General features: G+C 45.0%; 12 protein-coding genes. 7 read left to right on the forward strand and 5 right to left on the reverse strand.

The features are described from left to right. Entirely contained in the window at window positions 1-1197 is a 1197-nt protein-coding gene (gene kbl, locus FOB24_RS00885; RefSeq protein ID WP_087857212.1) for a glycine C-acetyltransferase, read from the reverse strand. A gap of 214 nt (window positions 1198-1411) precedes the next feature. Here kbl and rfaD point away from each other — a divergent pair, with 214 nt between their 5' ends. Genes rfaD through FOB24_RS00920 form a run of 7 tightly spaced genes read left to right on the forward strand, consistent with a single transcriptional unit; the run spans window position 1412 to window position 8681 of the window. Continuing rightward, entirely contained in the window at window positions 1412-2344 is a 933-nt protein-coding gene (gene rfaD / locus FOB24_RS00890) for an ADP-glyceromanno-heptose 6-epimerase (RefSeq protein WP_003827312.1), read from the forward strand. Between the two features lie 9 nt (window positions 2345-2353). After that, window positions 2354-3400: an ADP-heptose--LPS heptosyltransferase RfaF gene (gene rfaF / locus FOB24_RS00895; RefSeq protein WP_069323713.1), complete on the forward strand. Its 1047-nt coding sequence runs from the start codon at window positions 2354-2356 to the stop codon at window positions 3398-3400. A gap of 3 nt (window positions 3401-3403) precedes the next feature. Beyond that, window positions 3404-4372, forward strand: a complete 969-nt coding sequence (gene rfaC, locus FOB24_RS00900; protein ID WP_150344415.1) for a lipopolysaccharide heptosyltransferase RfaC — start codon at window positions 3404-3406, stop codon at window positions 4370-4372. A 16-nt stretch (window positions 4373-4388) separates the two neighbouring features. Beyond that, on the forward strand, window positions 4389-5669 hold the full coding sequence (locus tag FOB24_RS00905) for an O-antigen ligase family protein (RefSeq protein ID WP_150344416.1): 1281 nt from the start codon (window positions 4389-4391) through the stop codon (window positions 5667-5669). Beyond that, the gene (locus FOB24_RS00910; RefSeq protein ID WP_150344417.1) at window positions 5666-6679 is read left to right on the forward strand and encodes a glycosyltransferase family 2 protein; all 1014 of its coding nucleotides are present in this window, start codon (window positions 5666-5668) and stop codon (window positions 6677-6679) included. The genes FOB24_RS00905 and FOB24_RS00910 overlap by 4 nt, the downstream gene beginning before the upstream one ends. A 1-nt stretch (window position 6680) precedes the next feature. Next, on the forward strand, window positions 6681-7736 hold the full coding sequence (rfaQ, locus tag FOB24_RS00915) for a lipopolysaccharide core heptosyltransferase RfaQ (RefSeq protein ID WP_121529708.1): 1056 nt from the start codon (window positions 6681-6683) through the stop codon (window positions 7734-7736). Next, on the forward strand, window positions 7737-8681 hold the full coding sequence (locus FOB24_RS00920) for a glycosyltransferase family 8 protein (RefSeq protein WP_150344418.1): 945 nt from the start codon (window positions 7737-7739) through the stop codon (window positions 8679-8681). It abuts the gene before it with no gap. Between the two features lie 27 nt (window positions 8682-8708). Here FOB24_RS00920 and FOB24_RS00925 read toward each other — a convergent pair whose 3' ends face one another. Genes FOB24_RS00925 through FOB24_RS00940 form a run of 4 tightly spaced genes read right to left on the reverse strand, consistent with a single transcriptional unit; the run spans window position 8709 to window position 12730 of the window. Beyond that, window positions 8709-9719 (reverse strand): glycosyltransferase family 8 protein, encoded by a 1011-nt coding sequence (locus tag FOB24_RS00925; RefSeq protein ID WP_150344419.1) that lies wholly within the window; start codon window positions 9717-9719, stop codon window positions 8709-8711. A 46-nt stretch (window positions 9720-9765) separates the two neighbouring features. Beyond that, complete coding sequence (locus tag FOB24_RS00930; protein WP_087857219.1) at window positions 9766-10785, reverse strand: glycosyltransferase family 8 protein; 1020 nt, start codon at window positions 10783-10785, stop codon at window positions 9766-9768. Window positions 10786-10815: 30 nt separating this feature from the next. Then, window positions 10816-11613 (reverse strand): lipopolysaccharide core heptose(I) kinase RfaP, encoded by a 798-nt coding sequence (rfaP, locus tag FOB24_RS00935; protein WP_038635354.1) that lies wholly within the window; start codon window positions 11611-11613, stop codon window positions 10816-10818. Then, a complete protein-coding gene (locus FOB24_RS00940) occupies window positions 11606-12730 on the reverse strand; it encodes a glycosyltransferase family 4 protein (protein ID WP_069323707.1) in 1125 nt (374 codons plus the stop codon). Before FOB24_RS00940 ends, rfaP begins: the two co-directional genes overlap by 8 nt. Window positions 12731-13101: the final 371 nt, after the last annotated feature.

The following is a 13101-nucleotide window of genomic DNA, read 5'->3' on the forward strand; positions in this document are numbered from 1 at the left end:
TCAGGCAATAACGCCCAGTTGTTTACCAATGCGTGTGAACGCCTCAACAGCACGCGTAATCTGCTCAGGGGTATGCGCTGCAGACATCTGAGTACGGATACGCGCCTGGCCTTTTGGAACCACTGGATAGAAGAATCCAGTAACGTAAATCCCCTCTTTTTGCAGCTCACGGGCAAACTCCTGCGCCACCACCGCATCACCCAGCATAACCGGGATAATCGCGTGGTCCGCACCGGCTAAGGTAAAGCCTGCGGCAGACATTTGCTCGCGGAACTGGCGCGCGTTCGCCCACAGGCGATCGCGTAGTTCGCTACCTTGCTCGACCATTTCCAGCACTTTAATGGAAGCAGCCACAATCGCCGGAGCCAGTGAGTTGGAGAACAGATAAGGGCGGGAACGCTGACGCAGCCACTCAACGACCTCTTTACGGGCCGCGGTGTAACCACCGGATGCGCCGCCGAGCGCTTTACCCAGCGTACCGGTAATGATGTCCACACGGCCCATCACGTCACAGTATTCATGAGAGCCACGACCATTTTCGCCGACAAAGCCGACCGCATGGGAGTCATCAACCATGACCAGCGCATCGTACTTGTCCGCCAGATCGCAGACGCCTTTCAGGTTCGCAATCACGCCATCCATAGAGAACACGCCATCGGTGGCAATCAGGATATGACGAGCCCCCGCTTCGCGCGCCTCTTTCAGACGCGCTTCCAGCTCGACCATGTCGTTGTTGGCGTAACGGAAACGCTTCGCTTTACACAGACGAACGCCATCAATGATTGAAGCATGGTTCAGGGCATCGGAGATGATCGCGTCTTCTGCGCCCAACAGCGTTTCAAACAGGCCGCCGTTGGCGTCAAAGCAGGAAGAGTAAAGGATGGCATCTTCCATACCAAGGAAAGCCGCCAGTTTTTGCTCCAGTTGCTTATGGCTGTCCTGGGTACCGCAAATAAAGCGTACCGAAGCCATACCAAACCCGTGAGAATCCATACCCGCTTTTGCCGCGGCAATCAGTTCCGGGTGGTTAGCCAGTCCCAGATAGTTGTTCGCACAAAAGTTAATAACGTGGCTTCCATCTGCCACGGTGATATCCGCCTGCTGGGCAGATGTAATAATGCGCTCTTCTTTAAACAATCCTTCCGCACGTGCGGTTTCGAGATCGTTGGTTAACTGTTTGTAAAAATCCCCACGCATTTCAATTCTCCAGACTGGGCAAATTTCAGCACATATTACCCAAAGCTATACATTGATACGAGATGACGCATCATCACTTCTTCAAAATGAAGCATAAATCACGCGTACCCGCACAGCTTATCGGTGAATGGCTGAAGCCTGGACCATGTAGTGATATGATAGAAGTATTCGTGTCTGAGATTGTCTCTGACTCCATAATTCGAAGGTTACATTTATGATCATCGTTACCGGCGGCGCGGGCTTTATCGGCAGCAACATCGTTAAGTCCCTGAATGATAAAGGCATCACCGATATTCTGGTGGTGGACAACCTGAAAGACGGCACTAAATTTGTTAACCTGGTGGACCTGAATATTGCTGACTACATGGATAAGGAAGACTTCCTGATCCAGATTATGGCTGGCGAAGATTTCGGCGATATCGAAGCGATTTTCCACGAAGGCGCATGCTCTTCCACCACCGAGTGGGATGGCAAGTATATGATGGATAACAATTATCAATACTCCAAAGAGCTGCTGCACTACTGCCTGGAGCGCGAAATTCCGTTCCTGTACGCCTCTTCCGCCGCGACTTACGGCGGTCGTACGTCTGATTTCATCGAATCCCGTGAATATGAGAAACCGCTGAACGTCTATGGCTACTCAAAATTCCTGTTCGACGAATACGTGCGTCAGATCCTGCCAGAAGCCAACTCTCAGATTGTTGGCTTCCGCTATTTCAACGTCTACGGACCGCGCGAAGGCCACAAAGGCAGCATGGCAAGCGTCGCTTTCCACCTCAATACCCAGCTTAACAATGGCGAAACACCAAAACTGTTCGAAGGCAGTGAAAACTTCAAACGTGATTTCGTTTATGTTGGCGATGTGGCGGCGGTAAATCTGTGGTTCCTCGAAAACGGGGTATCCGGCATCTTTAACCTCGGCACCGGTCGCGCGGAATCTTTCCAGGCCGTTGCCGATGCAACGCTGGCGTACCATAAAAAAGGCAGCATTGAGTACATTCCATTCCCGGAAAAACTGAAAGGCCGCTACCAGGCATTTACTCAGGCAGATCTGACTAACCTGCGCGCAGCGGGCTATGACAAGCCGTTTAAGACCGTTGCCGAAGGCGTAACGGAATATATGGCCTGGCTGAACCGCGACGCGTAAGAAGTTAGCATGAAAATACTGGTGATCGGCCCGTCATGGGTGGGCGACATGATGATGTCGCAAAGTCTCTATCGCACGCTCAAGGCGCGCTATCCCCAGGCGATAATCGACGTGATGGCACCGGCGTGGTGCCGTCCGCTGCTGTCGCGTATGCCTGAAGTCAACGAAGCCATCGCCATGCCGCTGGGACACGGCGCGCTGGAGATCGGCGAGCGCCGTAAGCTCGGTCATAGTCTGCGTGAAAGACGCTATGATCGCGCCTGGGTGCTGCCGAATTCTTTTAAATCCGCTCTGGTGCCGTTTTTTGCTGGCATCCCCCATCGTACCGGCTGGCGTGGCGAGATGCGCTACGGCCTGCTAAACGATGCGCGCGTGCTGGATAAAGAAGCATGGCCGTTGATGGTCGAGCGCTATGTGGCTCTGGCCTATGATAAAGGCGTGATGCTGACGGCCAAAGATTTGCCGCAGCCTCTGCTATGGCCGCAGTTGCAGGTCAGCGAAGGTGAAAAATCCCTGACCTGTAGTCAGTTCTCTCTTTCTGCCGAACGCCCCATCATCGGTTTTTGCCCTGGTGCGGAATTTGGTCCGGCGAAACGCTGGCCGCATTACCACTATGCGGAACTGGCGAAACAATTAATCGATGAAGGCCATCAGATTGTGTTGTTTGGCTCTGCAAAAGACCACGAAGCCGGGAATGAGATCCTCGCTACGCTGAGCCTTGAACAGCAGTCCTGGTGCCGCAATCTGGCGGGTGAGACACAGCTGGAGCAGGCAGTCATTCTTCTCGCTGCCTGCAAAGCGGTTGTCACCAATGATTCTGGATTAATGCACGTTGCCGCCGCGTTGAATCGACCTCTGGTAGCATTATATGGCCCAAGTAGTCCGGACTTTACCCCGCCGTTGTCGCACAAAGCGCGAGTCGTCCGCCTGATTACGGGCTACCACAAAGTGCGTAAAGGCGATGCAGCAGAAGGCTATCATCAGAGCCTGATCGACATTACTCCTCAGCGCGTACTGGAAGAACTTAATGACCTGTTGTTACAAGAGGAAGCCTGACGGATGCGGGTTCTGATCGTTAAAACATCGTCTATGGGCGATGTGCTGCATACGTTGCCCGCATTAACCGATGCGCAGCAGGCCATACCGGATATTCACTTTGACTGGGTGGTGGAAGAAGGGTTCGCTCAGATACCCTCCTGGCATTCGGCCGTTGACCGCGTGATTCCGGTAGCGATCCGCCGCTGGCGTAAAGCGTGGTTTTCAGCGCCGATTAAAGCTGAGCGTAAAACGTTCCGCGATGCGGTCCGTTTACTGCAGTATGACGCGATAATTGATGCGCAGGGGTTGGTAAAAAGCGCAGCGCTGGTTACTCGTCTGGCTCACGGGATCAAGCATGGTATGGACTGGAGCACGGCCCGGGAACCGCTGGCGAGCCTGTTTTATAATCGCAAGCATCATATTGCCAAACAACAGCATGCCGTAGAACGTACGCGTGAATTGTTTGCGAAAAGTCTGGGATATAACAAACCGCAATCGCAGGGTGATTACGCTATCGCTCAGCATTTTTTGACAGAAGTAAATGCTGATGCAGGGCAATATGCGGTGTTTCTGCATGCCACGACCCGTGATGATAAGCACTGGCCGGAAGCCAACTGGCGGGAGCTGATTGGCCTGTTAAACAATGCAGGCATACGCATTAAACTGCCATGGGGAGCCACGCATGAAGAAGCGCGTGCCAGGCGACTGGCGGAAGGGTTCCCTTACGTTGATGTCCTGCCGCGAATGAGTCTGGAAGAGGTCGCCCGTGTTCTCGCAGGGGCCAAATTTGTAGTATCGGTTGATACAGGCCTAAGCCATTTAACCGCCGCATTGGATCGCCCAAATATTACGCTGTATGGCCCAACTGATCCGGGACTGATTGGGGGATATGGGAAAAACCAATATACACAACAGAGTGATTCCGGAAAATTGCAGGATCTGAATGCTAGTTTAGTCAACGCATCGCTGGTTGATAATAATTTGCTTTAACTTTAAGAGATGAACCATGCTTCAGCAACACATGTTTTCTCGCTTTATATATAGTATAAAAAATAATCCATTCGATTTTGTATACTGCTTATTTTATGCCGGGATACTTGCTACTCTCGGGATGGTGCTGGTCAATCCAGATGAAGCGCTGAAGATATTTATTTTCTCCACGGCTCTGTCTCTGCCTCTTATAGGTAAAAACTTAAAGTATGTATGCAGTGAGAAAAAGAATCTGGTTTTGCCTTTTATGTTGCTGCTCTTCGGTTTGCTCCAGATTATTTGGGTAGAAATATTTAAACAACCAGGCTCGGCCTTTACCGGAGCCTACCGCTCATATCAGAACGGTGGCAAAGTGATGCTGTTTGCCGCGCTGGTGATGACCGCGCTAACATCGCGAGCACCGTGTGCCAATAAAACCCGCATCACCAGTATCTGGGTGATTCTTACGGCAATCGGTTTGTATCTTTTCGCGGGATATGAACTTGTGAATCAGCCTGATTTATTAAGCTATCGTTTGGCACTCGGATTTGAACACCAAACTGGCACCGCTTATGCGCTAACATTGATTGGCTTATTGGCATCTCAGGCCATCATCAACCTGCGTATAAAACATACCGTTTCACTGTATCTGTTACATTTTTTGATATCGCTGGCGGTGATCATTACCACGCAAACTCGGGCGGCTATTTTGGTATACCCGATCCTGAGTATCGGCCTGTTTCTCATGTACTATCGTCATAACCGGGCCATGATGATCAAAGCGTTATTGGGCTTCGTGATACTGGTTGGTCTGGCGGTCATCCCTTTAAAGCCAGTAGTTGAAAATCGCTACCAGAATTTTATGCTGGATGTACACTCTTACAGTCAGAATAATAGTAACACCTCTATTGGCGCGCGGCTTGCAATGCAACAAGTCGGCATTGAGGTTGGGAAAGTACATCTATGGGGCCAGTCACTTGAACAACGTAGTGATGAGATTCAGCGACTAACGCTACAGCACCCCTCATGGCAAGTCGCTCTTATATTCGTTAACGTTCATCTGCATAACGAAATTGTTGATACCTTTTCGCTAAAGGGCATCCCCGGGGTTGTTGTGCTACTCTTACTCTATACCGCTATGTTTTTAAGAGCTAACTGGCAACGTAGTCCTCTGTTGTTTGTCATCTCAGGCGCTATCGCTATCTATGGCCTGAGTGATTTATTATTATATGCCAAAGGTGAAGCCTTGAGCAGCGTACTGGCGTTATGCGTAGCAGTAATGCTGAGTTCGAATTCCGACGAGAGAACAATGCCATGATTAACGCTTCAGGTTATTTGCTGAGCATAATTATTCCCACTTATAACAATGCTGAACTCATCACAGCGACGTTGGCGTCTATCCATCAGAGCATTACTGACGAAGTGGAGGTAATAATTGTTAATGACGGTTCAACAGATTTAACGGAAGAGCGCATCAAGGCATTTTATCGTGAGCATAACTGCAACAACGTTAAATATATAAACCAAAAAAATCAAGGTGTTGCAATCACCCGTAACGTTGGGCTTGCCCATGCAACGGGAAAGTATATTGGTTTTATCGACAGCGATGACATTGTCTGTAAGGATTATTTCACTATTCTCCTCCCTAAACTGAGGGAGGAAAAATATGATATCGTGGAATTCAACTTAACCAGGGATATCAACAATCTGTATCAGAACAAACCTGGTGAAAAGCATGCTTTAGCCGAACACGAAATTATTTTGGCTGATGATAACTATGCTCCCCTGTTGCCAACTTTCCGTGCCGGGCAATGGCATCTTATGACAAAAATCTTTCACCGCGACATTATTGGCAACGATCGATTCGAAGAACATCGTCGATATGAAGACATGATTTTCTGCCCCTTTCAATACTTTAAGTGTCATTGCATATTAAAGATAGAAAATAAATTATATTACTATCGGGTAAATGAAAAAAGTATTACCGAAAATATTATTGATAGCGATGCGGACAGCATCTTCTTTGCTATGCGAAAAATGTATAACTATGTGAATAAAAATAAAGAAAAACGTACTGTCGCCACATTAATGATCATCAATTGTTTTCTGGAAGGCCGCAAACTTTTACGTAAAAAGAAAGGCTACTATCGTTATAACGAAAGTATGTTAAATGACATTCAGAATGCACTTGCATGCTGCGATACCAAAATCGTTAAAAACAAAATAATCCTTAAGATGAAATATCCGCATATCGACCGTTCAATTTCTGAAATAAGATACAAGATACTATCTGCATGCAAAAATTTATTTTTTCGAAAGGGATTTTAACATGTTTGATAAAGTCGACCGTGTTCTTATTTGCAAGCTCAAATTTTATGGTGATGTTCTATTAACAACACCTGTCATTGCCAGCATTCAGGCTCGTTATCCTCATGCTAAAATCGATCTGCTTCTTTATAAAGATACAAAATCAATTTTGGCAGCAAATGAAAGTATTAATGAGTTTTATCTCATTGAGAAAAAGAAAGGCCTTTTAGATACAGTAAAAAATTATCTTTCAGTGCGCCAACAGCTGAAAAAAAACCACTACGACCTGATCGTTAATTTAACCGAGCAGTGGCCGATTGGCGCTCTTATTGCCTCATTACGTCGCCCCTCAATTGCATTTGAGCGTGATAAGAAACAATGGAACAAGCTTTTTTCACGGGTTACACCGCTGACCGGTACGCATATAGTTGAACAAAATCTCTCCATTCTAAAAGGTGTTGGGTTTAGCGAGACCGATCTGAAAAAAGAGATGTCACTGCACTACCGCCGGGATGATTACCACTATTTGGTTTCCCAACTTCCGGCATTACCTTCACAAAAATATGTCGTTATTCAACCTACTGCCAGACAAGAATTCAAATGTTGGGATGATGATAAATTTGCCCATGTGATTGACTATCTGCATCAGCGTGGCCTGCATGTTTACCTAACCTGTGGGCCAGCAGTGAGTGAACAACAGCAAGTCCAGCGTATTGCTGAACAGTGTCAATCATCACCTGACCTGACACTGGCAGGCAAAACAACCTTCCTGCAATTGGCCGCGTTGATCGACCATGCGGTTCTTTACATCGGGGTCGATTCTGCGCCTATGCATATGGCGGCAGCATTAGGAACACCACAGGTTTGCCTGTTTGGGGCAACCAATTATCAGCAATGGAGACCATGGTCAGATAATGCTGTATTGATTTGGGCTGGCGATTACCATCCCATGCCTCCCAGAGATGAACTCGACAGGTCAAAAAAATATTTAACATGGATACCGGAGCAAGCCGTGATTGACGCTATCGATAGGGTACTTCATGATAGTGGCAATAATAAAGGCAATGAGAAAGCATAGATGGACAACAAAAAAAACGTTATTAATATTGCTTACTGTACAGATGCCAATTATCTGGAATATGTAGCAGTGTCCATTATGTCTGTCATAATGAACAACCCTGGACAAGACTTGTCATTTTTCGTTTTTGTCTATGACGTCTCAGACGACGAAATCAATAAACTGCGCACAACCAGCGATAAAATTCAGGTTATCAATATTGATAAAGAAGAGATTGAGAAATATAACAATGACTTTGCAATCAAACACCTGAACCGTTCAACCTATATGCGCCTTGCCGTTCCGCGCTTACTAAAAGATAAAGTTGAGTACTTTATCTATTTAGATGCAGACACTCTGTGTTTCGATAAACTCAATGATATTAACAGTATTGATATCAGTAACGTCATTTGCGCAGTCAGCCACGACTCGCTCGATATCCATGATACAAAAAATGCCAAACGCTTGGGTCTCAGTACGGGTCATTACTTCAATGCTGGTTTTTTATATATTAATATCGCGAATTGGATTAAATTCGACATCGAAAACAAAGCAAATACTGTGCTATTTGAACAAGGAAAAACTCTACCTTACTTTGATCAAGATGCTCTGAATATTGCAATGGATGGCAACGTCAAATTTATTGATAATCGATGGAATTTTTTGTTTAACTGGTTTAACGACCAACAAAAAGAGAGTTTCTTCTATCAAAAAGATATCCTGCCACGCATTATCCATTTCACCGGTGGACGAAAGCCATGGTATAAAGAACACACTGGGCTTTCACAGCAACTGTATCTTTTCTACCATCATTTCACACCATGGCAGAACACAGAAATGCGCTCTTATGCTCCACGAATGAGACCTACTGATTATCGGGTTTACTCACGCCAGGAAGCCAAAAGGGGAAATTACTGCGCTTCTATCAAATGGTATCTGAAATATCTCAAGACAAAACTACGCTAAATAAAAAACTCCCTTTCGGGAGTTTTTTTACTTACTTTGTAACTTTGCACGTAAATAGCCGATATAGCTAATTACTGAAGCGAAATACTTTCCTTGTAGCCTTTCATGCCGTGATTTCTTTTTGTATTGCTTTGGTGTTCTGGCTGGTAACAAAGGAACATCAGCCCATGGAGAAGACTTCCACGCTTCAACAAAATACTGTGCTGAAGGATAGTTAGCCCATGAATTCCATGGCTTGGTCACACCTATATAATGGATCAAAATGGTTTCAGGCGTTATAAACTCTTTATATTTTGAAATATCTTTGCTCTTAAGCTCTTGTTTAATACCATATATTGCATCATAAATTCGGGGTAAGAAAATAGTTTTCCCCAAAAACATGATATTCAAAACATCCTGGTCAAGAAACGCAAATTTCTTAGTTTTATCTAACAGAGTAGAAAATGCTTTAGAGAAAAATTGTTGTTCCTTCCATTCCTTTAAATTAGCAAAAATAACCCCAGCATTAAAATATTGCTCATTAAACTCTGGAACATTAAGACGAGTAGCGGCATATGAGCGACTATCATCAACATCCTGGATAACAGCAGCAACATGATGCTCAAAATGGATATTCGTTAAATCAATCAACGAACCCTTACATACCACATCGGCATCAATATAGAGCAAACTATCGATTTTTTCACTAAGATATTCAAATGCAATAAATCTAAAATAAGTCGCATGAGACCAGGCATTTCCACATGGCAAGACCTTTAGTCCTTCAGCATTCATTACATAGACAGTTATATTAGTAGCAAATTTTTTTGCTAGTTTTTCAAGCCGTTGTCGATAATCTGAATCAATATAATCAGTAAAAAGGTGAAAATGAATGCTGATATCTTGATTATGTAGTAAAACGGACGACATCGAAACTGCCGCTCCGAACATAAAATTCTGATCAACCCCCCATGCAATATTCAGCTGCGGGGTATGATCTGTTGGAGCACCAAAGATCTCAATGGTATCCTTGATAGACTGATGACAATCAAAATTCATGTACTACACCTTTTTTATGCTATCTGAAAGTTATCTGCACAACAGACTAGTGCGACCGTGCATTATGTAGTTTATTTTTTATATACATAACATGACTTAGCACAGAACGGATATATTTTCGCTGCACTCTTTCATGTCGTGACTTACGCTTATACAACTTGGCTGTGTTTGCGTTTAACAGAGACTTTTCCGCCCATGCGGATTTCTGATATGCATCAATAAAAAACTTAGCCACCGGGTATTTAGCCCATGAATGCCATGGTTTAGTGACGCCCACATAGTGAATTAATACCGTATCATCGGTAATGAAATCCTGATAAATCTTATCGTTTTTATTTTTGAGCTCCTGATCAACTCCATAAATACAGTTAAAGTCTCTTCTCAGGAAAATAACATTCCCAACAAACAAAATATTGAGTACGTCCTGGTCGAAATAAAGCAATTCTTTTTGGCGTTTGTCTAATATAGAAAATGCTTTAGTTAACAACTGCTGCTCACGCCATACTTCGAGATTCGCAAATACAACACCAGAATTAAAATACCCATTACTCAGTTCAGGGATACCGAGTCTGGTACCGGATTTAATTCGCACTTCATCAACATCATTAATGACAGCACCATATTCCCCACAGAAATTAATCTCAGTAAGTTCCCGTAGAGAACCTTTACAAATGACATCGGCATCCAGATACAGTACCGAGCTTAATTCGGTGCTTAAATATTCAAATGCAAAGTAACGATAGTACATTGCATAAGTCCAGGCTTTCGTGCTCGGCAGTTCACGAAATGCCGCATTATCGAAAACAAGGACAGTCACGGTCGTACTGTACATTTGTGTCAGTCGTTTTATGCTTTCCAGATAGTCGTCATCAATATAGTCAGTGGCGATATAAAAATGGATATCAATATCAGGATTATTCACTAATACTGAGGTCATAGAAATGCCAGATCCAAACAAAAAATTACGATCAACACCATACGCAACGCTTAGTTTTTTACTCTTGTCATGCGTAGAGCTGTCGATGATATGTTTTTGAATGATCAACTTCTGGAAATCGATGTTCATAATAAAATAGCCTCAAACTTCATGTGTAATTTATAGCGCTTTTCTTATTGTTCTTTGTCTTATTTTTTGCGCTTTTGTGACAGCCTGTTCAAACAACCTGACTTCCTGACGAAAGATTTCACGTAATGGCATCGAAAAATAGACACGTAAAAAACGGTAGATATCTCTGGACGTTAGACCAATTTCCAGTGAGGAGAAATAGAGCCCGATCAAATCCTTATCCCGCCAGCGGCGTGGTACCTGCTGACGTATTTGAGCACGATGTAGATCAATCACAGAGAGTTTGATATCCGCAACATCTGCTGGCATCGGCTGTTGGAGCAGGAAATGGCAAATATAACAATCCCGATGATTTACCCCACCTCGATGCATTTTACCCACCATTTCCGCCACGCGGGTAATAATGGTCCGTTTTAATACAAAATCGGGCCGTTCAACTCCCCAGTTGGCGCAAAAATCTTCAAGACTGATGGCAGGAGAAAGATCCTCGGTGATAATAAATGAGGTTCGCTCTAACGGATTCAGCCCTTTCTGTCCAAAAGCAACCCCCGTCATTGTATCCACATTCAGTGCTTGCAAACGGTGAATCGCCAGCCACTCCCGGTCCGCGCCAAGCACAGGCATGCGCAGAGAAATCAGGTTTTTCACCACTTCTTTAAGCGTGGTCCCATGATGATATTTAAGAAAGTAACCTTTTCCCATCATCTCAAAACGCAGGGTACGCCGAGTTTCCAGAGCGCGAAAAACCTCGCCATCCAGCTTAGTGACTTCCGTGAACGGGTCTTTTCCTTGCCATTGCGTGGCAAATGGTTCTTTCAATTCAATCATTTTCGAGACCTAAAATGATATCTGCAGCTTTATCTGCCAGACTGTAGAGATCTTCTGTATCAGCAAAATGTCGCGCATTTCCAGCCCAACGACTTCTCTGCTCATTATTTTGCAGCGCATCGAAAAGTGCTGTATTCAAATTTTCCTGCGCAAAAGGTTCAGGAATCACCACGCCGCATCGGGCGGCAGTGATATAACCTGCGTAGCCGCATACCTCAGTAGTTAATACTGGCAGCCCGGCAACTACGGCTTCTAGCAAGACAATACCAGCGGCTTCCTGAACTGCCGGGTGAAGCAATAAATCAGCAGCGGACATCAATTCAGCGACATCATCTCGCCCCGAGAAGAATTGCACATGCTTTTCAATACCCAATTGGCGGGCCAGAGCACGATAACGATCGGCCTTATCCTGACCAACAACCATCAACTGAGTACGGTGACGTATAGTCTCAGGTAAAGAAGCCAACGCGTGTAAGCTTCTTGGCACACCTTTACGCTTGAAATCTGATCCGACCTGCAGAAGCAGGAACTGATCGAGAGCAATACCATTCTTTTCTCTGACAATCTGCCTGCTGTTTTCAGGTTGCAGGCTGTATTTTCTGTCTGGGTAGATACCTGGCGGCAGAATACGAAAACGCTGGCTCTCGGTATGATAATGCTGTTTGAAATCACCGATTTGCTTATCGGTTAACATCAAAAGCGTGGTACCGGAACCTTGTTGAAACGTCGCTTTTTCAAATGCAGAGTAGTGCCGATACCGACGCGTCAACTTATAGAAGAAGCCCTTCTCGCGGGCGACCTTTTCCGCATAGCAAACGTCGGCGGCGTAATACACATCCAACCCAGGCATTTTATTAAAACCAACGATACGATCGACGGGATGCTGACTTAAATAATTCTGAACCCACTGATAATATTGCTCGTTTTTCCCATGATTAGTTCTGGCTGTGACGGGTACGAGTATAATTTCGAGTCCTTCCGGACGTTCGCCCTGCCATGACTGGGTAAACACCTGAACATGATGACCTCGTGCAGCAACCGTGAGCGCTACTCGCAGAAAATCACGCTGTAGCCCACCATAGGGGAAATACTTGTACAAACAAAAAGCAATATTCATGCATTAATATCCGCATCGCGTCGCCAGGCATAGCAGGTCTGATACATCCAAAGTTTACCGCCCATGTTTTCGAAACGTTTCTGCCGGCTAGCTACCTGAAATTGCGCAGTAGTATATCATTTATTACCACGCATTCCGAAACGAATATTTTTTGAACAAAATAAAGAAATAAATCATTAAAAACAAAAAGATATAAAATTAACGCATTCACCTTAAAACACGCGCCGCACAAGACGTTAAGCCGCGTCAGTACGTTCATAGGCATTTTTAAAAATGCCGCCGATTAAAACAGTGCCGCGACGATTCCATCGTTTTGCTGCGACCTGGATAAAAATGATGGTAAAGCCATAGTTAAATACATAGAATCCCCA

It is taken from the genome of Citrobacter werkmanii (genome assembly GCF_008693645.1).
GTDB classification, from domain to species: Bacteria; Pseudomonadota; Gammaproteobacteria; order Enterobacterales; family Enterobacteriaceae; genus Citrobacter; species Citrobacter werkmanii.

What these genes read in the sequence shown, in the direction of transcription:
- rfaD (WP_003827312.1), top strand. Translation starts at nt 1,412, where the DNA reads ATGATCATCGTTACCGGCGGCGCGGGCTTTATCGGCAGCAACATCGTT.
- FOB24_RS00905 (WP_150344416.1), top strand. Translation starts at nt 4,389, where the DNA reads ATGCTTCAGCAACACATGTTTTCTCGCTTTATATATAGTATAAAAAAT.
- FOB24_RS00925 (WP_150344419.1), bottom strand. Translation starts at nt 9,719, where the DNA reads ATGAATTTTGATTGTCATCAGTCTATCAAGGATACCATTGAGATCTTT.
- FOB24_RS00940 (WP_069323707.1), bottom strand. Translation starts at nt 12,730, where the DNA reads ATGAATATTGCTTTTTGTTTGTACAAGTATTTCCCCTATGGTGGGCTA.
- FOB24_RS00910 (WP_150344417.1), top strand. Translation starts at nt 5,666, where the DNA reads ATGATTAACGCTTCAGGTTATTTGCTGAGCATAATTATTCCCACTTAT.
- kbl (WP_087857212.1), bottom strand. Translation starts at nt 1,197, where the DNA reads ATGCGTGGGGATTTTTACAAACAGTTAACCAACGATCTCGAAACCGCA.
- rfaP (WP_038635354.1), bottom strand. Translation starts at nt 11,613, where the DNA reads ATGATTGAATTGAAAGAACCATTTGCCACGCAATGGCAAGGAAAAGAC.
- FOB24_RS00920 (WP_150344418.1), top strand. Translation starts at nt 7,737, where the DNA reads ATGGACAACAAAAAAAACGTTATTAATATTGCTTACTGTACAGATGCC.
- FOB24_RS00930 (WP_087857219.1), bottom strand. Translation starts at nt 10,785, where the DNA reads ATGAACATCGATTTCCAGAAGTTGATCATTCAAAAACATATCATCGAC.
- rfaC (WP_150344415.1), top strand. Translation starts at nt 3,404, where the DNA reads ATGCGGGTTCTGATCGTTAAAACATCGTCTATGGGCGATGTGCTGCAT.
- rfaQ (WP_121529708.1), top strand. Translation starts at nt 6,681, where the DNA reads ATGTTTGATAAAGTCGACCGTGTTCTTATTTGCAAGCTCAAATTTTAT.
- rfaF (WP_069323713.1), top strand. Translation starts at nt 2,354, where the DNA reads ATGAAAATACTGGTGATCGGCCCGTCATGGGTGGGCGACATGATGATG.